The following is a 23356-nucleotide window of genomic DNA, read 5'->3' on the forward strand; positions in this document are numbered from 1 at the left end:
AAGGGTAGGAGCGGCCCGTCCCGCCCGCTGCGTCGGAGCGGTGTGGATGGCGGGACGGGCCGTGCGACCAGCCTGCAACCTCCAGCGCGGTGGAGGTCAACCACGATGACCGTGACGTGGACAACTGCCTCCGCCCCGCCCTCGGCCGGCCTGGCTAAGCTGCCCGGTCATGAGCAGTGCGACCGCCCCCATCGGCGAGGAGCCGGACGTCCACACCACGGCCGGCAAGCTGGCCGACCTGTACCGGCGCAACGAGGAGGCCGTGCACGCCGGTTCGGCGCGCGCGGTCGAGAAGCAGCACGCCAAGGGCAAGAAGACGGCCCGCGAACGCATCGAACTGCTGCTCGACCCGGGTTCGTTCGTGGAGCTGGACGAACTGGCCCGGCACCGCTCCACGAACTTCGGCCAGGACCGGAACCGCCCCTACGGCGACGGCGTGGTGACCGGCTACGGCACCGTCGACGGCCGCCCGGTGTGCGTGTTCAGCCAGGACGTCACCGTGTTCGGCGGCTCGCTCGGCGAGGTGTACGGCGAGAAGATCGTCAAGGTCATGGACCTGGCGATCAAGACCGGCCGGCCGATCATCGGCATCAACGAGGGCGGCGGCGCGCGCATCCAGGAGGGCGTCGTCTCGCTCGGCCTGTACGGCGAGATCTTCCGCCGCAACGTGGCCGCGTCCGGCGTCGTCCCGCAGATCTCGCTGATCATGGGCGCGAACGCGGGCGGGCACGTGTACTCCCCCGCGCTCACCGACTTCGTGGTGATGGTCGACCAGACCTCGCACATGTTCATCACCGGCCCCGACGTCATCAAGACCGTCACCGGCGAGGACGTGGGCTTCGAGGACCTGGGCGGCGGTCGCACGCACAACACCAAGTCCGGCAACGCGCACTACCTCGGCAGCGACGAGGAGGACGCCATCTCCTACGTCAAGGAGCTGCTGTCCTACCTGCCGGCCAACAACATGTCCGAGCCGCCCGTGTTCGACGCGCCGGACGACCTCGTGCACGGCTCGATCGCGGACTCGGTCACCGACTCCGACCGCGAGCTGGACACGCTGATCCCGGACTCCGCGAACCAGCCGTACGACATGCACGAGGTCATCACCCGCGTGCTGGACGAGGGCGAGTTCCTGGAGGTCCAGCCGCTGTTCGCGCCGAACATCCTGGTCGGCTTCGGCCGGGTCGACGGCCACTCGGTCGGCGTCGTGGCCAACCAGCCCACCCAGTTCGCGGGCTGCCTCGACATCGACGCCTCGGAGAAGGCCGCCCGGTTCGTGCGGACCTGCGACGCGTTCAACATCCCGGTGCTGACCTTCGTCGACGTGCCCGGCTTCCTGCCCGGCACCGACCAGGAGTGGAACGGCATCATCCGGCGCGGCGCGAAGCTGATCTACGCCTACGCCGAGGCCACCGTGCCGCTGGTCACCGTGATCACCCGCAAGGCGTACGGCGGCGCGTACGACGTGATGGGGTCCAAGCACCTGGGCGCGGACGTCAACCTGGCGTGGCCGACCGCGCAGATCGCGGTCATGGGCGCGCAGGGCGCGGCGAACATCGTGCACCGCAAGACGCTCGCGGCGGCCGTCGGCAACGGCGAGGACGTGGACGCGCTGCGGGCCCGGTTGCAGCAGGAGTACGAGGACGCCCTGTGCAACCCGTACGTGGCGGCCGAGCGCGGCTACGTCGACGCGGTCATCCCGCCGGCGTACACGCGGGCGCACGTCGCGCGGGCACTGACGGTGCTGCGCGACAAGCGAGAGGTGCTGCCGCCCAAGAAGCACGGGAACATCCCCCTGTGAGCGCCGTGCCGCACCTCCGGGTGGTGCGGGGGAACCCGGACGACGTGGAACTGGCCGTCGTGACCGCCGTGGTGGCGGGTCTGGCGGCCTCGGGCGGGGCGGTCGAGGACCGCCCCCGCCGTTCGGCCTGGGCGGACCGCTCCCGCCTGGTCCGCACCGCCCTGCCGCACGGCCCGGGCGCCTGGCGCGCCTCCGGCCTGCCGGGCTGACCACACCGACCGGTCATCGGTCATCGGCCGCCGGGTCCGCTGCGCGTCAGCAGTCGACCCGGCGGCTGTTGACCTGCACGCCGGTGTCGCCGAGCACGGACACCTCGCGGCAGCGCACGCCGTCCGGCACGCGCAGGCGCACCCGCATCCACACCGCGCCCGCGCCGACCTGCGCGTCGAGCACCTCGACCCCCTCCTCGGCGACCGCGCCGGGCACCGCGTCCAACCGCGTGAGCGCGCGGGCGGTCGCCGCGACCTGGTCCATCACCCCGCGCTCGACCCGGTCGCTGCCGTTCGCGAAGGGCCAGAACGGCACCCCGTACCCGACCGGGTCACTGGACACGACCCGAACCGCCACGCCGACCACGAGGACGGCGGGCACCAGCAGGAACAGCCACCGGTACCTCCTCCTCCCCGACTCGGTCCGGCGCACCACCAGAGCCCAACGCTGCACGTGATCGAGGGTGGCCGACGCCGGGGCGGCACGCATCGGTAGTTCTACGCAGCGCGCGGCGGGCTGGGCGCGGTGGGCGCGGCGGGCGCGAAGCGGCCGGGTTGTCGGTGGTCGCCGGCAAGATGGAAGACAGGGGACCCCCTGGGCGGGGACCTCTGCGAAGCAATCGCGAGACGCGCCGCAGGTGGGAATTCCGAAGTGATTTCGAGGCGCGCCACCCGCAGGCGACCCCGGAGCCGTCGCGCAGCCAGCCGGTCCCGGCACCCCGCCCTGGCCGAGCGGCCCCCGTTCGCCGCGCCCTAGGCTGAACGCCGTGCGCCTCGTCCTCGCCTCCCAGTCCCCCGCCCGCCTCGCCGTCCTCCGCGCCGCCGGGGTGGAGCCCGTCGTCCGGGTGTCCGGGGTCGACGAGGACGCGCTCGCCGCCTCGCTCACCGACCCCACCCCCGAGGACCTCGTCACCGCGCTCGCCGTGGCCAAGGCGGAGGCCATCGCGGGCGGGTCGACCGGGGACGAGGTCGTGGTCGGCTGCGACTCGATGCTCCTCACCGCCGACGGCGAGGTGCACGGCAAGCCGGGCACGGTCGACGTGGCGCGCGAGCGCTGGAAGCGGATGGCGGGCACCACCGGCACCCTGCTGACCGGCCACGCCGTGCTCCGCGTGCGCGACGGCGCGGAGGTCGACCGGGCGGTCGGCCACGAGGCGACGCTGGTCCGGTTCGGCCGGCCCACCGAGGACGAGCTGGAGGCGTACCTGGCCACCGGCGAGCCGCTGCACGTGGCGGGCGCGTTCACGCTCGACGGGCTGGGCGGCTGGTTCGTGGACGGCATCGACGGCGACCCGTCCAGCGTGATCGGCATCAGCCTCCCGCTGACCAGGCGGCTGCTGCGCCAGGTCGGCGTCGCGGTGTCCGACATCTGGTAGCCGTTGTCACATTTCCCCCGGTCAGGGAAGCTCCACAGCAGGAGCGGCGTTGGGGGGATCGATGAACGAACTGCTGACGCGCCGTCGTCACATCGACTACGGGCGCAGGACGACGGCGAGCTGTCGGGGCTGACGCCCCGCGTCCAGCCAACCCCTGCGCACCCACCCGGAGCAGTCGTGTCGTTCGTCCGCACCTACACCAAGCCGAAGGTCTTCGGCATCACCGTGCTCGCCGCGCTCGTGCTCGGCGCGCTCGCGGGCTTCCTGGCCAAGAACGCCGGCCTGACGTGGCTCACCACCACGCTCGGCCACATCGGCGACGTCTTCACCAGCCTCCTCCAGTTCACCGTCATCCCCCTGGTCTTCACCGCGATCGTCGTCGGCATCACGAGCCTGCGCCGCCTCGGCTCGAACCGCGCGGCCCGCCTCGGCGGCAAGACGCTGCTGTGGTTCGCGATCACGTCGCTGATCGCCGTGCTCATCGGCCTGGCCATCGGGTTGATCTTCAAGCCGGGCGCCGGCGTCACCGTGGAGCCCTCGCAGGCCGCCGTCGAGCGGCTCGCCGCCCGCGACCCCGGCTCGTGGAGCACGCTGCTGGAGACGCTGATCCCGTCCAACCTGTTCGCCGCCTTCACCGAGGGCGAGGTGCTCCAGGTCGTGTTCATCTCGGTCCTGGTCGGCTTCGCCGCGTACGCGCTGGGCGAGAAGGCCGCGCCGTTCGTGAACCTCACCCGGTCGGTGTTCGACCTGATCCAGAAGATCGTCGGCTGGATCGTGCTGCTCGCCCCGATCGGCGTGTTCGGCCTGATCGGCACGGCGTTCGCCACCTACGGCAACTCGTTCGTCCGCCCGCTGTTCTCGCTGATCGCGGCCGTGTACGGCGGGTCGCTGCTGGTGCTGTTCGTGGTCTACCCGGTGCTGCTGCGGTTCGTCGGGCACGTGTCGCCGGTGACGTTCTTCGCCAAGGCGTGGACCGCGATCCAGTTCGCCTTCGTGTCCCGCTCGTCGGGCGCGACGCTGCCGCTGAGCCGCCAGACCACCGCCAACCTGGGCGTGGACCCCGACTACGCGTCGTTCGCCGTGCCGCTGGGCACCACCACCAAGATGGACGGCTGCGCCGCCGTGTACCCGGCCATCGCGACGGTGTTCATCGCGAACCTGTTCGGCGTGCAGCTCGGTGTGTGGCAGTACGTGGCAATCATCGCGGTGGCCGTGTTCGGCGCCCTGGCCACCGCCGGCACCACCGGCTGGTTCACCATGCTGACCCTGACCCTGGGCGCGGTGAACATGCCGCCGGAGGTCATCGCCACCGGTGTCGCCGTGGTCTACGCGATCGACCCGATCCTCGACATGGTGCGCACCGCGACCAACGTGACGGGCCAGATCACCGTCCCGGTCCTGGTCGCCCGCGGCGAGGGCCTGATCGACGACGAGGTGCTGAACGCGCCGAGCGAGCCGCCGCTGCTCAGCGGCCCGCGTGAGGACGACCGGCGCGCGACCGGCGACCGCGAGGTCGTCCCGGCCTGAGCCCGACCGCACCACCACCCGGAGGGGGTCGCCGAACGGCGGCCCCCTCCGCCGTCCCCGCCTCCCCGCACCCGGTCACGCCTGCCCCGCCCAGGTCACGCCTGCCCCGCACCCGGTCACGCTCCCCCGCACCGCACCAGGGTCGCGGGGTCCGGCACGGCCTCCGGCCCGCCCGGCAGCTCCTCGGGCGAGCCCACGACCGGCGTGCAGCCGACCTCGCCACCACCGGCCTCGCCGGTGCCGACCACGGAGAAGACCTGCACGAAGCGCCGGCCGCAGTCGGCTCCCCCGGCTCCCCCGGGGCAGGCGCGCTGGACCGCGACGACGTCGGCGACCGCGTCCCGGTCCACGTCGGCCAGCGCCAGGTGGCCCCCCGACGCCGCGTACGGCGCCTGCGCCCGCGTCCACGCCCCCGACCGGCGCACGATCACCTCGCCGCGCACCTCGGCGCCCGCCGTGCCGCGGACCAGGCACACGGCGACCTCGGCGTCCGCGCACCGGAGCGACCGGTCGGTGATCTCGGCCCCCGAGGCGGCGATGGTCAGCTCGAAGATGTTCGACCCCGAAGCCCCGCTGGTGCGGATGCGCCCCTCGCCCGAACCCACGAGCAGCTCGACCGAGTCGGCCCCGACCCCCTGTTGGACGACGGGGCGGCACGCCGTGGTGCCGCAGCGCAACTGGTCCTGGGTCGGCGCGGCGCCCGGGTCCGCCTGATCGGGTGGGCGCAGTGACCAGGCGGTTACCAGGCCCGTGACGGTGACCAGGACTGCGGCGCAGGCGACCACCAGCGCGGGTTTGGGCGGTGGGGGCACGATTACCGATTGTTGCACCCAAGCGTGACCTGTCTCTCCGCCGCGGGATACCGGGGGGTCATTAAACTTCCCGACCATTGCCGCTCCAGTACCAGCGTTGCCAGGAGGTAGGACGTCGTGTCGCTGCGCAAGGTCCTCGTCGCCAACCGCGGTGAGATCGCCGTCAGGGTCATCCGCGCCTGTCGTGACGCAGGTCTCACGAGTGTCGCGGTGTACGCGGACCCGGACCGCGACGCCCCGTTCGTCCGGCTCGCGGACGAGGCGTTCGCCCTGGGCGGCACCACGCCGGGCGAGAGCTACCTGTCGGTGGACAAGCTGCTGGACGTCGCCAAGCGCGCCGGCGCGGACTCGGTGCACCCCGGCTACGGCTTCCTGTCCGAGAACGCCGACTTCGCGCAGGCGGTGCTGGACGCGGGCCTGACCTGGATCGGGCCGACCCCGCAGGCCATCCGCGACCTGGGCGACAAGGTGACCGCGCGGCACATCGCGATGCGCGCGGGCGCGCCGCTGGTGCCCGGCACCAAGGACCCGGTGTCCGGCCCGGACGAGATCGTGGCGTTCGCCGAGGAGCACGGGCTGCCGGTCGCGATCAAGGCGGCGTTCGGCGGCGGCGGACGCGGCCTGAAGGTCGCCCGCACGCTGGAGGAGATCCCCGAGCTGTTCGACAGCGCGGTGCGCGAGGCGGTCACCGCGTTCGGCCGCGGCGAGTGCTTCGTCGAGCGCTACCTGGACAAGCCGCGGCACGTCGAGGCGCAGGTGCTGGCCGACCAGCACGGCAACGTCGTCGTCGTCGGCACGCGCGACTGCTCGTTGCAGCGCCGCCACCAGAAGCTGGTGGAGGAAGCGCCCGCGCCGTTCCTCACCGACGAGCAGCGCGCCGAGATCCACCGGTCCGCGCGGGCCATCTGCAAGGAGGCCGGCTACCACGGCGCGGGCACCGTCGAGTACCTGGTCGCGGTGGACGGCACGATCTCGTTCCTGGAGGTCAACACGCGCCTCCAGGTGGAGCACCCGGTCAGCGAGGAGACCGCGGGCATCGACCTGGTGCGCGAGCAGTTCCGCATCGCCGCCGGCGAGCCGCTGCGGTTCACCGAGGACCCGACCCCGCGCGGTCACTCGATCGAGTTCCGCATCAACGGCGAGGACGCGGGCCGCAACTTCCTGCCCGCCCCCGGCACCGTGACCACGTTCACCGCGCCGTCCGGCCCGGGCGTCCGGGTGGACGCGGGCGTGGAGAGCGGCACGGTCATCGGCGGCCAGTTCGACTCGCTGCTGGCGAAGCTGATCGTCACCGGCGAGGACCGCACCCAGGCCCTCGAACGGGCGCGGCGCGCGCTGGACGAGATGGTCGTGGAGGGCATGGCCACCGTGCTGCCGTTCCACCGCGCGATCGTGCGCGACCCGGCGTACGTGGGCACCGACGAGGGCTTCACCGTGCACACGCGGTGGATCGAGACCGAGTTCGACAACACCATCGAGCCGTTCACCGGCGGCGCGGAGGCGGCCGAGGACGAGCCGCGCCAGACCCTCGTGGTCGAGGTCGGCGGCCGTCGCCTGGAGGTGTCGCTGCCCGGTGACCTGGCCCTCGGCGGCGGTGCCGGCGGCGGCGCGGCGAAGGCGGCCGCGAAGGCCAAGCCGCGCAAGCGCGCCGGCGGCAAGGCGGGCGCGGCCGTGTCCGGCGACGCGGTGGCCGCGCCCATGCAGGGCACGATCGTCAAGGTGGCCGTCGAGGACGGGCAGCAGGTCCAGGCGGGCGAGCTGGTCGTCGTGCTGGAGGCCATGAAGATGGAGAACCCGGTGACCGCCCACAAGTCGGGCACGATCACGGGCCTGGCGGCCGAGCCGGGCGCGGCGGTCACCCAGGGCACGGTGCTCTGCGAGATCAAGGAATAGGCTCGCACGTGTGAGCGAGCGGGACATCCGGATCGGCGACGCGGAGCGCGAGCACGCGCTCGAACTGCTCGGCGACCACCTCGGCCAGGGGCGGTTGACCGTGGACGAGTTCGGCGAGCGCTCCGCCCGCGTCGCCACCGCCCGCACGCGGGGCGACCTGCTCCGGCTGTTCGCCGACCTGCCCGACCCGCGACCGCGGTTCCGGCAGGTCACGCCGTCGCCGCCGGCGGAACGGCCCGTGCGGCGGTCGTTCGCGCTGGAGCCGCGCCTGTCCGGCGTGGTGCTGCCGGCCGTGCTGCTCGGGTGCCTGGTGCTGTTCTTCCTGGTCAAGAACCCGTTCGTGTTCCTGCTGGTCCTGCCCGTGATGCTGCTGCTCGGCCGGATGCGCGACCGGTGAGCGCGCCGACGCTGCTGCTGCTCGACCTCGACGGCGTGCTGCGCCGGTTCGGGCCGGACGCGCCGATCGAGGACCGGTTCGGCCTGCCGCGCGGGACGCTGGCGCGGGTGTCGTTCGCGCTGTCCGTGCCCGCCGTGACCGGCCGCGTCACCGACGCGGAGTGGCGTGCGGCGGTCCGCGACCAGCTGGTCCGCGAGGGCGTGCCCGAGGACCGGGCGGCGGCGGCCGTGGCGGCGTGGACGCGCACCGGCGAGGTGGTCCCCGAGGCGCTGGAGCTGGTGCGGCGGGTGCGCGGGAGGTGCCGGGTCGCGCTGCTGTCCAACGCCACCGACCGCCTGCCGGGCGACCTCTCCGCCCTGGGCCTGAACCGCGAGGTGGACGCCGTCGTGACCTCCGCGCGGCTCGGCGTGGCCAAGCCGTCGCCCGAGGCGTTCCGGCGGGCGTTGCGGGTGCTTCAGCACTCAGCGTCCTCGACCCTGTTCTGCGACGACAACGAGCAGAACGCGGCGGCGGCCCGGACCATCGGCCTCGACGCCGTGCACACGCCGGACCACGCCGCCCTGCACGAGGCCCTCCGCTCCCGCGGCCTGCTCGGCGGCGGGGACGGCGCGGGCGCGCCGCCGGCCGACGGCCCGCTGCTGCTGGTCCTGCACGACCGGGACGACGCCGAGGACGCCGCGGCGGAACTGGCCGAGGCGGGCTGGCGGCCGTGCGCCGTGCACAAGGACCTGCTGGCCGGCGAGGACGACGCCGAGGACGCCGACTGGGTCGTGGAGCTGTCCGCCGGGCCGGACGGCCAGGCCGCCTCGGCGCACCGCGGCCTCCTCGAAGCGCTGGCCGCCCGGTACGACGGGTTCGTCACCGACTAGTCTGCGCGCCCATGGAGGCCGTAGAGATCAACGCGGGTGAGTTCTACCTGCGCCGACTGCGGCACGACGACCGCATCGACGACCGCGTGGCGCTCGTCGAGGGGGGTTTGCTCCCCGACCTGGACGCCGCGGCGGCCCACGTCGCGGAACGCCTGCGCCAGTGGCACGCGGACGAGGTGTGCTCCTGGGCGGTGTGCGACCAGCTCACCGGCGCCGCCGTCGGCGAGGTCGCGTTGACCGCGCGCGGCGAGCTGACCTGCTGGACCACGCCCGCCCGCCGCCGCCGGGGCGTCGCGGCCCACGCCGCGGACGCGGTGGCGCGGTTCGGGTTCGGCTTCCTCGACCTCCCCCTGCTCACCGCCAGACCCCCGGACGAGGCCGCCCGGCGGCTCGCCGAACGCACCGGCTTCACAGCCGGGGGTCCACTCGGCGTGTGGACCCGACTACGGTAGGTGCTCATGAGGGCTGCTCGCGTGATCATCGCCACGTTGTGCGCGTTGGCGCTGCCGGCCTGCACGCCCTCACCGGAGAACACCGCCGACGGCCGGTCCGACGAACCGGTCATCGCGAGCGCCACCAGCGTGCCGCCCATGCCGCCGCGCCCCGGCGAGCTGAGGTTGGACGACGTCGACCCGTGCTCGGTGCTGTCGGACGACCAGCGGGTCGCGCTCAGCCTGGACAACCCGCCGAGCGCGTACGTCGAGTCGAGCTTCGGCAACGCGAAGGCGTGCACCATGCGCAGCAACATCAGCGGGAACGTGGTGCGCCTCGCGCTCGTCACAGTCGAGGGCATCGGCGTGTGGCTCGACGAGAACGCGCAGGTCGACGCACGTCAGACGACGGTGAACGGGTTTCCCGGGCTCACCGTCAGGACACCCGGGATGGACAACGTGTGCAACGTCGAGGTGGACGTCGCGGAAGGGCAGTTCCTCGACGTGATGTTCCGCGACGGCGGTAACGAGAACAAGGCCAAGCAGGACACACTGTGCCAGGGAGCGCAGCGCGCGGCGGAAGCGGCGGTGGTCGGTTTGCTGCGACGGCGCTGACCCACGCGGGGGATGTGCGCACGTGCGCACTCCCCGTTGTCGGACCCTGTGACTAGAGTGACCATGCGCGACGGAAGTCGGGAAGACGGGGAGGTCGTCCATGCCGTCGGAAGACCGCGGACTCAGTGGCGACGCGGGCTCACCACCGCCCTTGTCGCACACCCTGAACGTGGACCCCAGTGCCATCCCCAGTCTCCGCAGCGCCTTCTCGGGCGCGCTGACGAGGCTGGACCAGCAGATCGAGCTCGCCATCACCGAGGTCAGGGTGCGTCCCTGGGCCGGTGACCCGGTGAGCCAGGACGCGGCGGAGAAGTTCAACGACCGGTCGCTGGAGTCCGGCGACTCGGCGCTGACCGCGTTGCAGAACTACCAGCAGCAGCTGAAGTCGGCGATGGACGCGCTCACCCTCGTCGAACGGCAGTACAGGTCCATCGAAGAGGACAACACCGGCTTGATGGGACAGCAGGGCGGCCGCTAGGCGCCCCGCGCAGGCAAGGGGACATCTTCTATGCCCGATGGACACCGCTGGAGCGGGTACAGCCACGAAGAGCTGTACCAGGCGATCAACTCCGGGCCGGGACCGCAGGCTTCGCACGCCTCCACGGAGCGCTGGGCAGGCGTCTCGGCGGCGTTGGCCGAGATCAACTCGGAGCTGCACGCCGGCGTGCTGCGCTCCGGGGCCTCGTGGGAGGGCGCCGCGGCCGACAAGGCCCGGATGGGCATCAACCCGCTGGCCTCGTGGGCGGACGACGCGCGCGCCGGTTCCGAGGTGATGCGGATCTCCGCCGAGCTCCAGGCCGACTACATCTCCAAGGCGCGCTCCGACATGCCGCCGCCGGTGCCGGTCACCGCGGAGAAGCCGAACCTGCTCGTCAGCGCGATCACCACGCTGGTCGGCGCGCAGACCGACTACGAGGTGCAGGAGAAGGCGGCCAACGCCGCCGAGCAGCGCGCCCGCGAGGTGATGACCACCTACGCGTCCTCGACGACGTCGAACACCAACACGCTGGGGCAGTTCCACCAGCCGCCGCAGCTGGTGATCAGCGCCGGCGACTCGGTGCGCAACGACGCGCCCGGCGTGTCCGGTCCCGGGTGGGGCTACGGCGGGCCGCGCGGCGGTCGCGGCTGGGGCGGCGGTCGCGGCTGGCGCGGCGGCGGCCGGGGCGGCGGTCGCGGTCCCGTGCCGGCGCAGCGGCCCCCGATGCCGACCGGCGGTTCCACGGGCACGTCCTCGGCGGGCTCGGCGCCCGCCGCGAACACCCGTCCCTCGACGCACGCCCTGCCCGCCGGTCCCAGCACCGGCTCCTACGGGCCGTACGGACCGCACGGGTCGGGCGGGGTGATCGGCGGCGGTCGCCGTGACGACGACAAGCGCCGCGCCGACACGACGAACACCGAGCAGCACGCGGCCGGCGGGGCCGGTGGCGGTGGCGCCGGTGGTCCCGGCGGCGCCCCGGGCGCGGGCCAGCACCTCCTGCCGCTCCCGCCCGGCACCCCGCTGCCCATCGGCACGACGTCGGCCAGCTCGGCGGACTTCGGCGCGTTCGCCACGGCCGGCGCGCAGCACGCGGCCACCACCGGCACCGGCGTCCCCGGCGCCGGCCTGCCCGGCGCGGGCCAGCCGGGCGGCGGCGACACCGTGCACAAGCGCACCGTGGCCGCGGCGCCGGCGCAGCCCGCGTTCGACCCGTTCGGCGGGCTGGGCGGTCCGCGGTCGGCGGAGGACGAGGAGGACGCGACGCACGACGCGGCCGACTACCTGCGCGAGACGGACGACATCTACGGGGTGGGCGGGTTCTCGCCGCCCGTCATCGGGGAGAGCACCAGCTCCTGATGACGACGTTCGGCGTTGACCTGGGTACCAGCGACCTGCGCGAACCGGTGACGGTGTCGGCGCTCGAGTTCGACGTGCTGTGGGAGCACCTGCGGTTGGAGACCATGCCGCTGGTGCTCAAGGTGCCGTCGCCGGGCAAGACGCAGTCCGAGCGGGCGGAGCTGGAGCAGCGGGCGTGGGCGGACCTGGAGCGGCGCGGCCTCGGCCGCCCGGTCTCGCTCGACCCGGTGCTGGAGGACCTGCTGCACCTGCTCAACCGGCCGCAGCGGGAGGTCGACGGGCGGCTGTGGCTGGGCCGCAGCGTCCGCGTGCTGGCGGCGGCCAAGGGGCAGTCCGGTGTGCTGGCCGTGCTGGACGAGGACCGGTTGACCCTGCGCGCGGCGTCCGCGGAGAGCCTGGCGCGCGAAGCGCTCAGCACCCTCCCCCCGGCCCCCGCCGGGCCCGGCCACTCGGTGACCCTGCCCAGCGCCGACCTGGACGCGGCGGCGGCCGGCGCGAACACCCCCGACGACCTGGAACGCGCCCTCGCCGCACGGGGCGTCCGGCAGCAGGACGCGCACACCCTGGCGGAGATGTTCCGCGATGCCGGCAACCGCGGCCAGTTCGGCGCCGCGTTCCGCGACAAGTACGGCAAGCGCGTCCGCCCGGACCGCGTGGTCGCGTTCTTCGACAACCCCGGGGGCCGCTACATCCAGCTGCGCCGGGCCACCCCCAACCAACAACCCTGGAGCACCGTCTCCCCGGTGGACACCCGCCGCCTACTCCACCACCTGGAAGACCTAACCACCCCCACCTAACCCGCGAGAGTCCAACGCCCAGGCCCCGAGAGTCCAACGCTCCGGTCCCGAGAGTCCAACGTCCAGGGCCCGTGAGTTCTACGCTCAGGCCGCGTTGTGCCACCTTCGGGTGAACCGTGTACGGAAACGCGGCAGTGCTGCTCGGTTCAGCATGATCGAACTACCCGACGGACTCCACGGAGCCCACCGACGCACCGAACTGCACGCGCACCTCGGCCACAAGCAGCTGAAACGCGTGATCGCCGAGGGCAGGCTCGTCAGCTACTGCCGCACGGTCGTCATCCAGCGCGAACGCATGGCGGACCTGCGCACCCGCGCCGCAGCCGCACTGCTCATGGCAGGCCCGGACGCCGTGCTGTCGAACCACACGGCGGCCTGGCTCCACGGCTGCACGGCGGCGTCGACCCACCGCGTGCACCTGACCATCGACTACGGCCGCAAGCTGCGCCTGCGCTCCGGCCTCGACGTGCACCACCAGTCCTTCCACCCGGACGACGTCGTCGAGGTCGACGGCCTGCGCTGCCTCACGCTTGCGCACGCCGTCACCGAACTGCTGTGCCGGGCGCCCCGCGGCACGGCGCTCGCGTGCGCCGACCAGGCGTTGGCCCAGGTCACCGCCGACGAACGCGCCGGGTTCAAGGCGGACCTCGCCGAACGGATCACCACCCGTGCCGACCACCGGGGACGACGGCAGGGCATGTCCCTGCTCGACCTGGCGACGGGCCTGCCCGAGTCACCGCCGGAGAGCGCGCTGCTCCTGCTGATCGCCGACGCCGGGTTCCCGCTGCCCGAGCCGCAGCACTCCGTGCGCGACCTGGAGGGCCGCGAGGTGTGGCGCCTGGACTTCGCCTGGCCGCACGCCCGGCTCGGTCTCGAGTACGACGGCCACGCCGCCCACGCCGACCGGCGCGAGCGTGACGCGGCTCGTGACGACGACCTGCGGCGACGCGGGTGGCGCGTGCTGCGTGCCGACGCCTCCGACCTGCGCAACCCGATCACCCTGTTCAACCACCTGCACGCAGCGCTCGGTGGTCCGCAGCGCAGGTCCCGGGGGTTCTGGGTGTAGAACTCACCGGGCCTGGGCGTTGGACTCTCGGGGCCCCGAGGTTGGACTCTCGGGGCCTGAGCGTTGGACTCTCGGGAGTGGGTTAGGGGCCTATGCCTTGGCAGGGGCGGGTTCGGAGGTCGGCCACGTAGTCGTCCGGGGCGCCCGCGGCTTCGGCGGCGTCGGCCACGACGCCGATGTAGCGGGCCGAGGGCAGGCCGCCCTCGTAGGCGTCCAGGACGTACAGCCAGGCCGTGACCGAGCCCTCCAGGGTCTGCACCCGGAGCCTGATCTTCTTGTAGAGGCCGAGGGCCCCTTCCCAGCGGTCGAGGCGGGACTCGTCACGCGGGCTCACGTCGTAGAGGACGCAGAAGACCTGCGAGTCCGGGTCCTCGACGATCGTGGCGAGCGCGCCCTCCCAGCCCAGGTCCTCGCCACCGAACGACAGACGCCAACCGGCGAGCCACCCGGTCCCCGCGATCGGGGAGTACGGGGCTCGCTCCATCATCTGGTTCGGGTCCATGTTGGACCCGTACGCGGCATAGAGCGGCACGACGACAGCCTAGCGACCTCGCGATCACCGCGAGGCACGAGAAGACCGGACGACACGCCCCCGCACCCGACCGCGTACCGTTGTCCCTGGTCGCAAATGGCGCAACCAGCGCCGACGAACCCCGAGGAGGACGTGTCGTGACCCGCATCGTCATCATGGGCGGTGGCCCCGCAGGTTACGAGGCGGCACTGGTCGCGGCCCAGCACGGGGCCGACGTGACCATCGTCGAGAACGAGGGCCCCGGTGGGGCCTGTGTCCTCTACGACTGCGTGCCGTCCAAGACGTTCATCGCCTCCGCGGGCGGTCGCAGCGCCTTCCGCAACGCCGGTGAGCTGGGCATCCGCACCAACAACGCCGCCGCCGAGGTGGAGCTGCCGGTGGTCCACGGCCGGGTGAAGGGCCTCGCGCTCGCCCAGTCCGCGGACGTCCGCGCCCGCCTCCAGCGCGAGGGCGTGCGGATCGTCAACGGCACCGCGAAGTTCTGCGACGGCGCCAAGGGCCTCGCCCAGCACGAGGTGGTGGCGCTGGCGGAGGACGGCACCAAGGAGGTGCTGCCGGCCGATGTGGTGCTCATCGCAACGGGCGCGACCCCGCGCGTGTTGCCGGGCGCCGAGCCGGACGGCAAGCGCGTCCTCACCTGGCGGCAGATCTACGACCTGCCCGAGCTCCCGGAGCACCTGGCCGTCATCGGTTCGGGTGTCACCGGTGTGGAGTTCGCCTCCGCCTACACCGAACTGGGCGTGAAGGTGACCATGGTCTCGTCCCGCGACCGGGTGCTCCCGCACGAGGACGCCGACGCGGCGGTCGTGCTGGAGGACGTGTTCGCCGAACGCGGCACGGCGGTGGTGAAGCACGCCCGCGCGGACCGGGTGGAGAACACCGGTGAGGGTGTCGTGATTCACCTGGAGGACGGTCGCACGATCGAGGCGAGCCACGCGCTCATGACGGTCGGCTCGGTCCCGAACACGGCCGACCTGGGTCTCGACAAGATCGGCATCGAGCTGGGCCGCGGCGGTTACATCCCGGTCGACCGGGTGTCGCGCACGAACGTCTCGGGCGTCTACGCGGCGGGCGACTGCACGGGCGTGCTGCTGCTCGCGTCGGTGGCCGCCATGCAGGGCCGCATCGCCATGTGGCACGCGCTGGGCGAGGGCGTGAGCCCGATCAAGCTCAAGACGGTCGCGGCGAACGTGTTCACCAACCCGGAGATCGCGAGCGTCGGCATCAGCCAGCAGGCGATCGACTCGGGCACGGTGCCCGCCCGCACGGTCATGCTGCCGCTGGCCACGAACCCGCGCGCCAAGATGGAGGGCCTGCGGCGGGGCTTCGTGAAGCTGTTCTGCCGCCCGGCGACCGGCGTGGTCATCGGCGGTGTCGTGGTCGCGCCGAACGCCAGCGAGCTGATCCTGCCGATCGCGCTGGCCGTGCAGAACCAGCTGACCGTGGAGGACCTGGCCACCACGTTCTCGGTGTACCCGTCGCTGACGGGGTCGATCACCGAGGCGGGCCGCCAGCTCATGCGCCACGACGACCTGGACTGACCCCGGGAGGGGTGCCCGGGAACGGGCACCCCTCCCGGCGAGGGCTACTCGACCCAGTCGAACGTCCTGGTCACGGCCTTCTTCCACAGGGCGTACTGCGTCTCGCGGGTCTCGTCGTCCATGTCCGGGTCCCACTGCTTGTCCTGCGCCCAGTTCCGCCGGATGTCGTCCTCCGACTCCCAGAACCCGACGGCGAGCCCGGCGGCGTAGGCGGCGCCCAGGGCGGTGGTCTCGCTGACCACCGGGCGGATCACCGGCACGCCGAGGATGTCCGCCTGGAACTGCATGAGCAGCTCGTTGACGACCATGCCGCCGTCGACCTTCAACGAGGTCAGCGCCACGCCCGAGTCGGCGTTCATGGCGTCGATCACCTCGCGGGTCTGGAACGCGGTGGCCTCCAGCACCGCGCGGGCCAGGTGGCCCCTGTTGACGAACCGGGTGAGGCCGACGATCGCGCCGCGCGCGTCGGAGCGCCAGTACGGCGCGAACAGGCCGGAGAACGCGGGCACGAAGTACGCGCCGCCGTTGTCCTCCACGGTGCGGGCGTGCTCCTCGACCTCGGCCGCGCTCGTGATCATGCCGAGGTTGTCGCGCAGCCACTGCACGAGCGACCCGGTGACCGCGATCGAGCCCTCCAGCGCGTACACCGGGTCGGCCGAGCCGATCTTGTAGCAGACGGTCGTGAGCAGGCCGTTCTCGCTCATCACCTTGTCGGTGCCGGTGTTGAGCAGCACGAAGTTGCCGGTGCCGTAGGTGTTCTTGGCCTCGCCCGGCGACAGGCACGCCTGGCCGAACGTGGCGGCCTGCTGGTCGCCGAGGATGCCCGCGATGGGCACGCCGGCCAGCGCGCCGCGCTCGCGCACCCTGCCGTACTCCTCGGACGACGACCGGATCTCCGGCAGCATCGACAGCGGGATGCCCATGTCGGCGGCGATGCCCTCGTCCCAGCTCAGCGTGTCGAGGTCCATCAGCAGCGTGCGGGAGGCGTTGGTGGGGTCGGTGACGTGCACGCCGCCGTCCACGCCGCCCGTCATGTTCCACAGCACCCAGGTGTCCATGTTGCCGAACAGCAGGTCGCCCGCCTCGGCCCTCTCCCGGGCGCCCTCGACGTTGTCGAGGACCCAGCGCACCTTCGGGCCGGAGAAGTAGGTGGCCAGCGGCAGGCCGGTGGTGGCCCGGTACCGCTCCTGGCCGCCGCCCAGCGCGGCCAGCTCCTGGCAGGTCTTGTCGGTGCGGGTGTCCTGCCAGACGATCGCGTTGTAGACCGGCTGCCCGGTGGTGCGGTCCCACACGACGGCGGTCTCGCGCTGGTTGGTGATGCCGACCGCGGCGATGTCGCCCGCGTTCAGGTCGGCCTTGGCCAGCGCGCCCGCCGCGACCTGCCGGGTGTTCGCCCACACCTCGACCGGGTCGTGCTCGACCCACCCGGCCCTGGGGAAGATCTGCTCGTGCTCCTTCTGGTCGACCGACACCACCCGTCCCGAGTGGTCGAAGATCATGCACCGGGTCGACGTGGTGCCCTGGTCGATCGCGGCGACGTACTGCGTCATGGGGGTGAGTCCTTTCAGACCGGGAGGACCAGGTAGAGGAGGCCGGCGAGCGCGGCGCCGAGGAGCGGGCCGACGATCGGCACCCAGGCGTAGCCCCACTCGGCGGCGCCCTTGCCGCGGATCGGCAGGACGGCGTAGGCGATGCGGGGACCGAGGTCGCGGGCCGGGTTGATGGCGTACCCGGTGGGGCCGCCGAGGGAGTTGCCGATGCCGATCACGACGAACGCGACGCCCGCGTAGCCCAGCGCCGAGTTGCCGAGCTGCGGCACGCCGTCCACGGTCCCCTTCGCGCCGGGGCTGAGGAGGACCCAGGTGATCAGCACGAACGTGCCGATGACCTCGGTGACGAGGTTCCACGGCGCGCTGGGCACGGTCGGGCCGGTGCAGAAGATGCCGCGCGTGCCGGCCGGGTCGTCGTGCGTGTCGAACTGCTTCTTGTAGGTGAGCCACGCGAGCACCGCGCCGAGGAACGCCCCGAGCAGCTGCGCGGCGAAGTAGACGGGCACCTGGCCCCACGGCAGCTTGTCGGCCACCGCCAGGCCCAGGGTCACCGCCGGGTTGAGGTGAGCGCCGCTGGGAGCGGCGATGCTGGCGCCCGCGAAGACCGCGAAACCCCAGCCGATGGTGATGACGAGCCACCCGCCCGAGTTGCCGAGCGCGTCCTTCAGGGTGACGTTCGCGACGACGCCCGCGCCCAGCAGGATCAGCACCGCGGTACCGAGCAACTCCCACACGAAGATCGAGCCACTGCCCATCCGCCGACCTCCTCGCCTTGGCAGGAGGCAGCACTGTCCGGGTCCGGCGGCGCTGCCCACCCCACAACGCGGCTGACGCTAGTTCCGGGCCGAACGGTTGTCCACGGGTGGCGTACCGACGGGTAACGTGGTCGAGTCAGTCCTGTCGGGCTCGTCCACCCACGCCGGCAGCAGGGAGGCGTCCACCGTGGCCACCACCGATCGACCGGGCCGGCTCGGACCCGACGAGCGCGCCCGGACGTGGGAGCGGCTGGGCTCGGAGACCTTCGACCTGGTGATCATCGGCGGTGGCGTGGTCGGCGTCGGCGCGGCCCTGGACGCCGCGACCCGGGGGCTGCGCGTCGCCCTCGTCGAGGCCAGGGACCTGGCGTCCGGCACGTCGAGCCGCTCGTCCAAGCTGTTCCACGGCGGGCTGCGCTACCTGGAGCAGCTGGAGTTCGGCCTGGTCCGCGAGGCGCTGCGGGAACGCGAACTCATGCTCACCCGCCTCGCGCCGCACCTGGTCAAACCGGTGCCCTTCCTGTACCCGCTGACGCGCCGCGGCTGGGAGCGCCCGTACACGGCGGCCGGCCTGCTCATGTACGACACGATGGGCGGCGCGCGGTCCGTGCCCGGCCAGAAGCACCTGAGCCGGGCGGGCGCGCTGCGCCTGGTGCCCGCGCTGAAGCCGGACGCGCTGATCGGCGGCATCCGCTACTACGACGCGCAGGCCGACGACGCCCGCCACACGATGATGGTGGGCCGCACGGCCGCCCACTACGGCGCCGTCGTGCGCACCTCGACCCAGGTGATCGGCTTCCTGAAGGAGGCGGACCGCGTGTCGGGCGTGCGGGTGCGCGACGTGGAGGACGGCCGGGAGACCGACGTGCGGGCGCACGCCGTGATCAACGCGACCGGCGTGTGGACCGACGAGCTGCAACGCCTGTCGGGCTCGCGCGGGCGGTTCCGGGTCCGGGCGTCCAAGGGCGTGCACATCGTCGTCCCGCGCGACCGGATCGTGTCCGAGTCGGGGCTGATCCTGCGCACCGAGAAGTCGGTGCTGTTCGTCATCCCGTGGCGCAACCACTGGATCGTCGGCACCACGGACACCGACTGGAACCTCGACCTGGCCCACCCGGCGGCCACCCGCAAGGACATCGACTACGTCCTCGACCACGTCAACTCGGTCCTGGCGACCCCGCTCACGCACGACGACATCGAGGGCGTCTACGCGGGCCTGCGGCCGCTGCTGGCCGGGGAGAGCGAGTCCACGTCGAAGCTGTCGCGCGAGCACGCCGTGGCCCGCGTCGCGCCCGGCCTGGTAGCCATCGCGGGCGGCAAGTACACGACGTACCGGGTGATGGGCGCGGACGCCGTGGACGCCGCCGGCGTGGACCTGCCGGGCCGCATCCAGCCGTCCATCACGGACAAGGTGCCGCTGCTGGGCGCCGACGGCTACCACGCGCTGGTGAACCAGGCGGACCAGCTCGCCACCCGCTACGGCCTGCACCCGTACCGGGTGCGCCACCTGCTCAACCGCTACGGCTCCCTCGTGCACGAGGTCCTCGGCGGGGCCGACCCGGACCTGCTCAAGCCCGTGCCCGCCGCGCCGGACTACCTGCGGGTGGAGGTCGTCTACGCCGCGTCCCACGAGGGTGCGCTGCACCTGGAGGACGTGCTGACCCGCCGCACCCGCATCTCGATCGAGTACCCGCACCGCGGCGTCGAGTGCGCCGAACCGGTGGCGCGGCTCATGGCGGGCGTGCTCGGGTGGGACGAGGAGCGCGTCGCCCACGAGGTGTCCGGCTACACGACGCGCGTGGACGCCGAACGCGCCTCGCAGGCGGAGCCGGACGACGAGGCCGCCGACGCCGTCCGCGCGGCGGCGCCCGAGGCCCGGCCGCAGCTCACCGAACCCCTGACCTGACCCCCGCCACGCGCGGGGGGCGGTAACGTCGGACGGGTGATGGGGTCGAGGGGTTTCGAAGAGCCGGTGTCCACTCCCGCGGTGGTCGAGCGGCGGTTGGAGGCGGTGGCGGCGGACGGGACGCGCTCACCGGTGGTGGTCGTGCTCGGCGCGCCGCGACCGGACCCGCTGAGCTCGAACGGCGACTGGTGCTGCCCGCACCGGATCACCGGTCTGGGCGACGAGGTGGTCGGCAGGGCGTTCGGGGTCGACTCGCTGCAGGCGATGCTGCTGAGCGTCTACAAGCTGCGCCTGGAACTGGCCGCGCGCGCCGAGGCGGCGGGGGTGGAGCTGAACTGGATGGGGATGCCCGACCTGGGGCTGTCCGTCGTGCCGGCCCAGCTCCGCTGACGCCGGACGGGGAACAGGGGTCCCCGGGCGGGGACCCCTGCGCAAGCGTCCGCTCCCCGGGAGCGCTTCCCCGGTCAGGCCAGCGCGGCCAGGGCGGTGTGCACCATCACGCGCACGCCGACCATCAGCGCCCGCTCGTCCAGGTCGAACCCGGGCTGGTGCAGGTCGCGCTGCGGGCTCACGCCGTCCCAGACGCCCAGGCGGGCGAACGAGCCGGGCACGTGCTCCAGGTACCAGCCGAAGTCCTCGCCGCCCGACGACTGCTGCGTGCCGGCCAGCGCGTCCTCGCCGAGCGCCGCCTCGATGCCGGCCCTCAGCAGCATGGTGCTCTCGCGGTCGTTGACGACCGGCGGCACGCCGCGGCGGTGGTGCAGGTCGAAGCCCACCCCGGTGGGGGCCAGCAGGGCGCTCACCAGGTCCTTGATCAGCGGTTCCAGCTCGGCCCAGATGTCCCGGTCGCCGGTGCGCAGCGTGCCGCGCAGCACGCCGTCCTGCGGCACCGCGTTGGGCGCCTCGCCCGCGTGCACCGCGCCCCACACGAGGACGGTGCCCGAACGGGGGTCCACGCGCCGCGACAGCAGGCCGGGCAGGCCGGTGATGACGGTGCCCAGCGCGTGCACGAGGTCCGCGGTCAGGTGCGGCCGGGAGGTGTGGCCGCCGGGCGAGGTGAGGCGCAGCTCCAGCATGTCCGACGCGGACGTGATGGCGCCGATCCTCGTGCCGATGCGGCCGACCTCCAGCCTCGGGTCGCAGTGCAGGCCGAAGATGCGCTCCACGCCGTCCAGGCCGCCCGCGGCGAGCACGTCGAGCGCGCCGCCCGGCATGACCTCCTCGGCGGGCTGGAACACCAGGCGCACCCGGCCGGGCAGCTCGGTCGCCGAGGCCAGCGCCAGGGCCGCGCCGAGCAGCACGGTGGTGTGCGCGTCGTGACCGCACGCGTGCATGACGCCGGCCGCGGTGGAGGCGTGCGGCGAGTCGACGGCCTCCTGGATCGGCAGCGCGTCGATGTCGGCGCGCAGGGCCACGCAGCGCGGGCCGGAGCCGACGTCGCAGACCAGGCCGGTGCCGCCGGGCAGGACGCGGGGCTTGAGGCCCACCGAGCGGAGCACCCGGGCGATCAGCTCGGTGGTGGCGTACTCCTTGCGCGACAGCTCGGGGTGCGCGTGGATGTGCCGGCGCCAGGCGACGACCTCGGAGGCGTTCGACGCCAGCCAGTCGTCCAGCCACGAGGGCCCTCGGCCCTCCCCGGGATCGTCCACGGGGGCAATGCTGACCCCGCGATCGGTCAACAGCACCTCGGCACCCTCCTCCGGCAGACGAGCGTCACGTGCGTCCACGACCGTCATGCCACACCGCCCAGGAGACGGGCGCGCTGTTCTTCGTCCAGGGCGGCGGACATGGTCGTCCAGGCGAGGGCGAGCGCCCCGTCGAGCACAGCTCGGTCGGCCGAAGCCGAGGCACAGGCGTTCGCGAACTCGATTTGGTGGTTCACCGCGTCTCCGCAGTCGATGGCGATGGTCGGGTGGATGGCCGGCAGCGCACGGGTGATGTTGCCCATGTCGGTGCTGCCGATCTTCTCCTTGAGCTCTTCCTCAGGGCTCATGGGGTGCCGCCCCAGTTCCGTGGCCGCGCGCCGGTAGGCGTCCGCGAGCCACGGGTCGGGGGTCAGCTCGGCGTACACGGGCGAGACCTTGACGACCTCGTGCGTGCACCCGGTGGCCAGGGCGCCGGCCTCGAAGCAGCGGCCGATCCGCTCCTCCAGCCGGCGCAGGGAGTCCAGGTCGTCGGCCCGCAGGTCGAACATCGCCGAGGTCGCGGCGGGCACCACGTTGGGCACGGTGCCCCCGCGCGTGACGATGCCGCTGACCATCTGGCCGGGTTCGAGGTGCTGGCGGGCCAGGCCGATGGCGACCTGGGCGATCGTGATCGCGTCCGCCGCGTTGACGCCCAGGTGGGGCGCGGCGGCGGCGTGCGAGGGCTTGCCGGTGTAGTGGACCTCGACGTCGGTGATGGCGAGCGACCGCGCGGCCACGGCCTCGTACGGGGCCGGGTGCACCATCATGGAGAACGCCACGTCGTCGAATACCCCGCGTTCGAGCATCAGCACCTTGCCGCCGCCGACCTCCTCGGCGGGCGTGCCGATCACCCGGACGGTGAGGCCGAGGTCGTCGGCCAGGTCGCGCAGGGCGAGGGCGGCGCCGGTCGAGGCGGCCGCGATGACGTTGTGCCCGCACGCGTGGCCGACCTCGGGCAGCGCGTCGTACTCGGCGCACAGGCCGACGACCAGCTCGCCGGACCCGAAGGACGCGGTGAACGCGGTCTCCAGGTCGGCGACGCCCCGTTCGACCTCGAATCCCTCGGCGGCGAGCAGGTCGGCGACCTTGGCGGCGCTGCGGTGCTCGGCGAACGCCTGCTCGGGTTCCGCGTGGATGCTGCGGGACAGGTCCACCAGCGCGGTCGAGTACCGCTCGATGGCCGAGCGCGTGCTCATCTTGAAGTCGGTACTCATTTCACATCCATCCTGCATCAGGCCCGTGGGCCACGAGGCGCCTCGCGGAGGTCAACCGGCAACCGGTCGCGGGGGTGCGCCAAGCGGTGCTCGAGTATCGGTAGTACCGATCAACTCTGCGCAGGCTCTAAGTACAGGAGGACCATATACCGACTGGCCCGTCCCACTGGGTGGAACGCTAGCCCTTCTTGCCCGCCCGCCACTTCGACCACCGCTTCTTGTTACGCCAGTACACGAGGGCGAACAGCAGCAGTGCGATACCACCGAGCCACAACTTTTTACGGGTTTCGGTGGACGACGACGGGGCCGGCTCCTGCGGCGCGTCCACCGCCGGCCCGGGGCCGACCGTGGTGCCGGGCTGGAGCGTCTCGTTCCCCGGCGCCGGCGTGTCCGTGGGCTGCACGGCGTGGTTGACCTGCAACGACGGGGCTGCCGACGCTGTGGCCGGCCCGGCGAGGGCACCGACCAGCACCATCAAGCACACCGCGAACGCAGATCGCCACATGGTCACCAAGCCTAGTCACCGCACAGTCCGGTTACCACTGT

The 23356-nt window shown here is 72.9% G+C and carries 24 protein-coding genes; 16 read left to right on the forward strand and 8 right to left on the reverse strand.

All coding sequences use genetic code 11. The features are described 5' to 3' along the window. Positions 1-169: 169 nt before the first annotated feature. Positions 170-1801 carry a carboxyl transferase domain-containing protein gene (locus tag ACRAKJ_RS38025; RefSeq protein WP_438921656.1) on the forward strand — a complete coding sequence of 544 codons (1632 nt, stop codon included), beginning with the start codon at positions 170-172 and terminating at the stop codon, positions 1799-1801. Then, positions 1798-2010 carry an acyl-CoA carboxylase subunit epsilon gene (locus ACRAKJ_RS38030; RefSeq protein ID WP_438921657.1) on the forward strand — a complete coding sequence of 71 codons (213 nt, stop codon included), beginning with the start codon at positions 1798-1800 and terminating at the stop codon, positions 2008-2010. Before ACRAKJ_RS38025 ends, ACRAKJ_RS38030 begins: the two co-directional genes overlap by 4 nt. 46 nt (positions 2011-2056) lie before the next feature. Here ACRAKJ_RS38030 and ACRAKJ_RS38035 read toward each other — a convergent pair whose 3' ends face one another. Beyond that, a complete protein-coding gene (locus ACRAKJ_RS38035; protein WP_438921658.1) occupies positions 2057-2464 on the reverse strand; it encodes a hypothetical protein in 408 nt (135 codons plus the stop codon). Positions 2465-2777: 313 nt separating this feature from the next. Here ACRAKJ_RS38035 and ACRAKJ_RS38040 point away from each other — a divergent pair, with 313 nt between their 5' ends. Next, positions 2778-3386, forward strand: coding sequence for a Maf family nucleotide pyrophosphatase (locus tag ACRAKJ_RS38040; RefSeq protein WP_438921659.1), 609 nt, complete (start codon positions 2778-2780; stop codon positions 3384-3386). Between the two features lie 177 nt (positions 3387-3563). Then, complete coding sequence (locus ACRAKJ_RS38045; RefSeq protein WP_438921660.1) at positions 3564-4913, forward strand: cation:dicarboxylate symporter family transporter; 1350 nt, start codon at positions 3564-3566, stop codon at positions 4911-4913. Between the two features lie 116 nt (positions 4914-5029). Here the strand turns inward: ACRAKJ_RS38045 and ACRAKJ_RS38050 are convergent, their stop codons facing one another. Continuing rightward, positions 5030-5725: a hypothetical protein gene (locus tag ACRAKJ_RS38050; RefSeq protein WP_438921661.1), complete on the reverse strand. Its 696-nt coding sequence runs from the start codon at positions 5723-5725 to the stop codon at positions 5030-5032. 117 nt (positions 5726-5842) lie between these two features. On the opposite strand from ACRAKJ_RS38050, the gene ACRAKJ_RS38055 reads away from it, so the two are divergent. The 9 genes from ACRAKJ_RS38055 (at position 5843) to ACRAKJ_RS38095 (ending at position 13627) form a co-directional block, all read left to right on the forward strand. After that, on the forward strand, positions 5843-7618 hold the full coding sequence (locus tag ACRAKJ_RS38055) for an ATP-binding protein (protein WP_438921662.1): 1776 nt from the start codon (positions 5843-5845) through the stop codon (positions 7616-7618). Between the two features lie 10 nt (positions 7619-7628). Then, positions 7629-8015: a DUF1707 SHOCT-like domain-containing protein gene (locus ACRAKJ_RS38060; RefSeq protein WP_438921663.1), complete on the forward strand. Its 387-nt coding sequence runs from the start codon at positions 7629-7631 to the stop codon at positions 8013-8015. Further along, positions 8012-8884 carry an HAD-IA family hydrolase gene (locus ACRAKJ_RS38065; protein ID WP_438921664.1) on the forward strand — a complete coding sequence of 291 codons (873 nt, stop codon included), beginning with the start codon at positions 8012-8014 and terminating at the stop codon, positions 8882-8884. The genes ACRAKJ_RS38060 and ACRAKJ_RS38065 overlap by 4 nt, the downstream gene beginning before the upstream one ends. Positions 8885-8895: 11 nt before the next feature. After that, positions 8896-9336: a GNAT family N-acetyltransferase gene (locus tag ACRAKJ_RS38070; RefSeq protein ID WP_438921665.1), complete on the forward strand. Its 441-nt coding sequence runs from the start codon at positions 8896-8898 to the stop codon at positions 9334-9336. Between the two features lie 6 nt (positions 9337-9342). Then, positions 9343-9930, forward strand: coding sequence for a DUF3558 family protein (locus ACRAKJ_RS38075; protein WP_438921666.1), 588 nt, complete (start codon positions 9343-9345; stop codon positions 9928-9930). Between the two features lie 169 nt (positions 9931-10099). Beyond that, a complete protein-coding gene (locus ACRAKJ_RS38080; RefSeq protein ID WP_438921667.1) occupies positions 10100-10408 on the forward strand; it encodes a transcriptional regulator in 309 nt (102 codons plus the stop codon). 30 nt (positions 10409-10438) lie between these two features. Further along, positions 10439-11764 carry a PPE domain-containing protein gene (locus tag ACRAKJ_RS38085; protein ID WP_438921668.1) on the forward strand — a complete coding sequence of 442 codons (1326 nt, stop codon included), beginning with the start codon at positions 10439-10441 and terminating at the stop codon, positions 11762-11764. Continuing rightward, a complete protein-coding gene (locus tag ACRAKJ_RS38090; RefSeq protein WP_438921669.1) occupies positions 11764-12561 on the forward strand; it encodes an ESX secretion-associated protein EspG in 798 nt (265 codons plus the stop codon). Before ACRAKJ_RS38085 ends, ACRAKJ_RS38090 begins: the two co-directional genes overlap by 1 nt. 151 nt (positions 12562-12712) lie before the next feature. Further along, positions 12713-13627, forward strand: coding sequence for a DUF559 domain-containing protein (locus ACRAKJ_RS38095; protein ID WP_438921670.1), 915 nt, complete (start codon positions 12713-12715; stop codon positions 13625-13627). An 82-nt stretch (positions 13628-13709) separates the two neighbouring features. Here ACRAKJ_RS38095 and ACRAKJ_RS38100 read toward each other — a convergent pair whose 3' ends face one another. Then, positions 13710-14159, reverse strand: a complete 450-nt coding sequence (locus ACRAKJ_RS38100; RefSeq protein ID WP_438921671.1) for a gamma-glutamylcyclotransferase — start codon at positions 14157-14159, stop codon at positions 13710-13712. 137 nt (positions 14160-14296) lie between these two features. Between ACRAKJ_RS38100 and ACRAKJ_RS38105 the strand changes: the two genes are divergently transcribed. Then, positions 14297-15700 carry an NAD(P)H-quinone dehydrogenase gene (locus ACRAKJ_RS38105; protein WP_438921672.1) on the forward strand — a complete coding sequence of 468 codons (1404 nt, stop codon included), beginning with the start codon at positions 14297-14299 and terminating at the stop codon, positions 15698-15700. A gap of 44 nt (positions 15701-15744) precedes the next feature. On the opposite strand, the gene glpK is transcribed toward ACRAKJ_RS38105, so the two are convergent. Together glpK and ACRAKJ_RS38115 are read right to left on the reverse strand one after the other, a co-directional pair. Continuing rightward, positions 15745-17250, reverse strand: a complete 1506-nt coding sequence (gene glpK, locus ACRAKJ_RS38110; RefSeq protein WP_438921673.1) for a glycerol kinase GlpK — start codon at positions 17248-17250, stop codon at positions 15745-15747. 14 nt (positions 17251-17264) lie between these two features. Next, entirely contained in the window at positions 17265-18005 is a 741-nt protein-coding gene (locus ACRAKJ_RS38115) for an aquaporin (protein ID WP_438921674.1), read from the reverse strand. A gap of 187 nt (positions 18006-18192) precedes the next feature. Here ACRAKJ_RS38115 and ACRAKJ_RS38120 point away from each other — a divergent pair, with 187 nt between their 5' ends. Both ACRAKJ_RS38120 and ACRAKJ_RS38125 read left to right on the forward strand, forming a co-directional pair. Continuing rightward, positions 18193-19911 (forward strand): FAD-dependent oxidoreductase, encoded by a 1719-nt coding sequence (locus tag ACRAKJ_RS38120; protein ID WP_438921707.1) that lies wholly within the window; start codon positions 18193-18195, stop codon positions 19909-19911. A gap of 66 nt (positions 19912-19977) precedes the next feature. Continuing rightward, positions 19978-20301 carry a DUF6968 family protein gene (locus ACRAKJ_RS38125; RefSeq protein ID WP_438921675.1) on the forward strand — a complete coding sequence of 108 codons (324 nt, stop codon included), beginning with the start codon at positions 19978-19980 and terminating at the stop codon, positions 20299-20301. 74 nt (positions 20302-20375) lie between these two features. Here ACRAKJ_RS38125 and ACRAKJ_RS38130 read toward each other — a convergent pair whose 3' ends face one another. The 3 genes from ACRAKJ_RS38130 to ACRAKJ_RS38140 form a co-directional block, all read right to left on the reverse strand. Then, a complete protein-coding gene (locus ACRAKJ_RS38130) occupies positions 20376-21647 on the reverse strand; it encodes an amidohydrolase (protein WP_438921676.1) in 1272 nt (423 codons plus the stop codon). Continuing rightward, positions 21644-22810: an amidohydrolase gene (locus ACRAKJ_RS38135; protein WP_438921677.1), complete on the reverse strand. Its 1167-nt coding sequence runs from the start codon at positions 22808-22810 to the stop codon at positions 21644-21646. The genes ACRAKJ_RS38130 and ACRAKJ_RS38135 overlap by 4 nt, the downstream gene beginning before the upstream one ends. Positions 22811-22988: 178 nt before the next feature. Further along, positions 22989-23285, reverse strand: a complete 297-nt coding sequence (locus ACRAKJ_RS38140; RefSeq protein ID WP_438921678.1) for a hypothetical protein — start codon at positions 23283-23285, stop codon at positions 22989-22991. Between the last annotated feature and the right edge of the window lie 71 nt (positions 23286-23356).

Source organism: Saccharothrix sp. DSM 118769 (assembly GCF_052936295.1).

What these genes read in the sequence shown, in the direction of transcription:
- ACRAKJ_RS38025 (WP_438921656.1), top strand. Translation starts at nt 170, where the DNA reads ATGAGCAGTGCGACCGCCCCCATCGGCGAGGAGCCGGACGTCCACACC.
- ACRAKJ_RS38070 (WP_438921665.1), top strand. Translation starts at nt 8,896, where the DNA reads ATGGAGGCCGTAGAGATCAACGCGGGTGAGTTCTACCTGCGCCGACTG.
- ACRAKJ_RS38075 (WP_438921666.1), top strand. Translation starts at nt 9,343, where the DNA reads ATGAGGGCTGCTCGCGTGATCATCGCCACGTTGTGCGCGTTGGCGCTG.
- ACRAKJ_RS38085 (WP_438921668.1), top strand. Translation starts at nt 10,439, where the DNA reads ATGCCCGATGGACACCGCTGGAGCGGGTACAGCCACGAAGAGCTGTAC.
- ACRAKJ_RS38090 (WP_438921669.1), top strand. Translation starts at nt 11,764, where the DNA reads ATGACGACGTTCGGCGTTGACCTGGGTACCAGCGACCTGCGCGAACCG.
- ACRAKJ_RS38095 (WP_438921670.1), top strand. Translation starts at nt 12,713, where the DNA reads ATGATCGAACTACCCGACGGACTCCACGGAGCCCACCGACGCACCGAA.
- glpK (WP_438921673.1), bottom strand. Translation starts at nt 17,250, where the DNA reads ATGACGCAGTACGTCGCCGCGATCGACCAGGGCACCACGTCGACCCGG.
- ACRAKJ_RS38115 (WP_438921674.1), bottom strand. Translation starts at nt 18,005, where the DNA reads ATGGGCAGTGGCTCGATCTTCGTGTGGGAGTTGCTCGGTACCGCGGTG.
- ACRAKJ_RS38130 (WP_438921676.1), bottom strand. Translation starts at nt 21,647, where the DNA reads ATGACGGTCGTGGACGCACGTGACGCTCGTCTGCCGGAGGAGGGTGCC.
- ACRAKJ_RS38135 (WP_438921677.1), bottom strand. Translation starts at nt 22,810, where the DNA reads ATGAGTACCGACTTCAAGATGAGCACGCGCTCGGCCATCGAGCGGTAC.
- ACRAKJ_RS38140 (WP_438921678.1), bottom strand. Translation starts at nt 23,285, where the DNA reads ATGGTGCTGGTCGGTGCCCTCGCCGGGCCGGCCACAGCGTCGGCAGCC.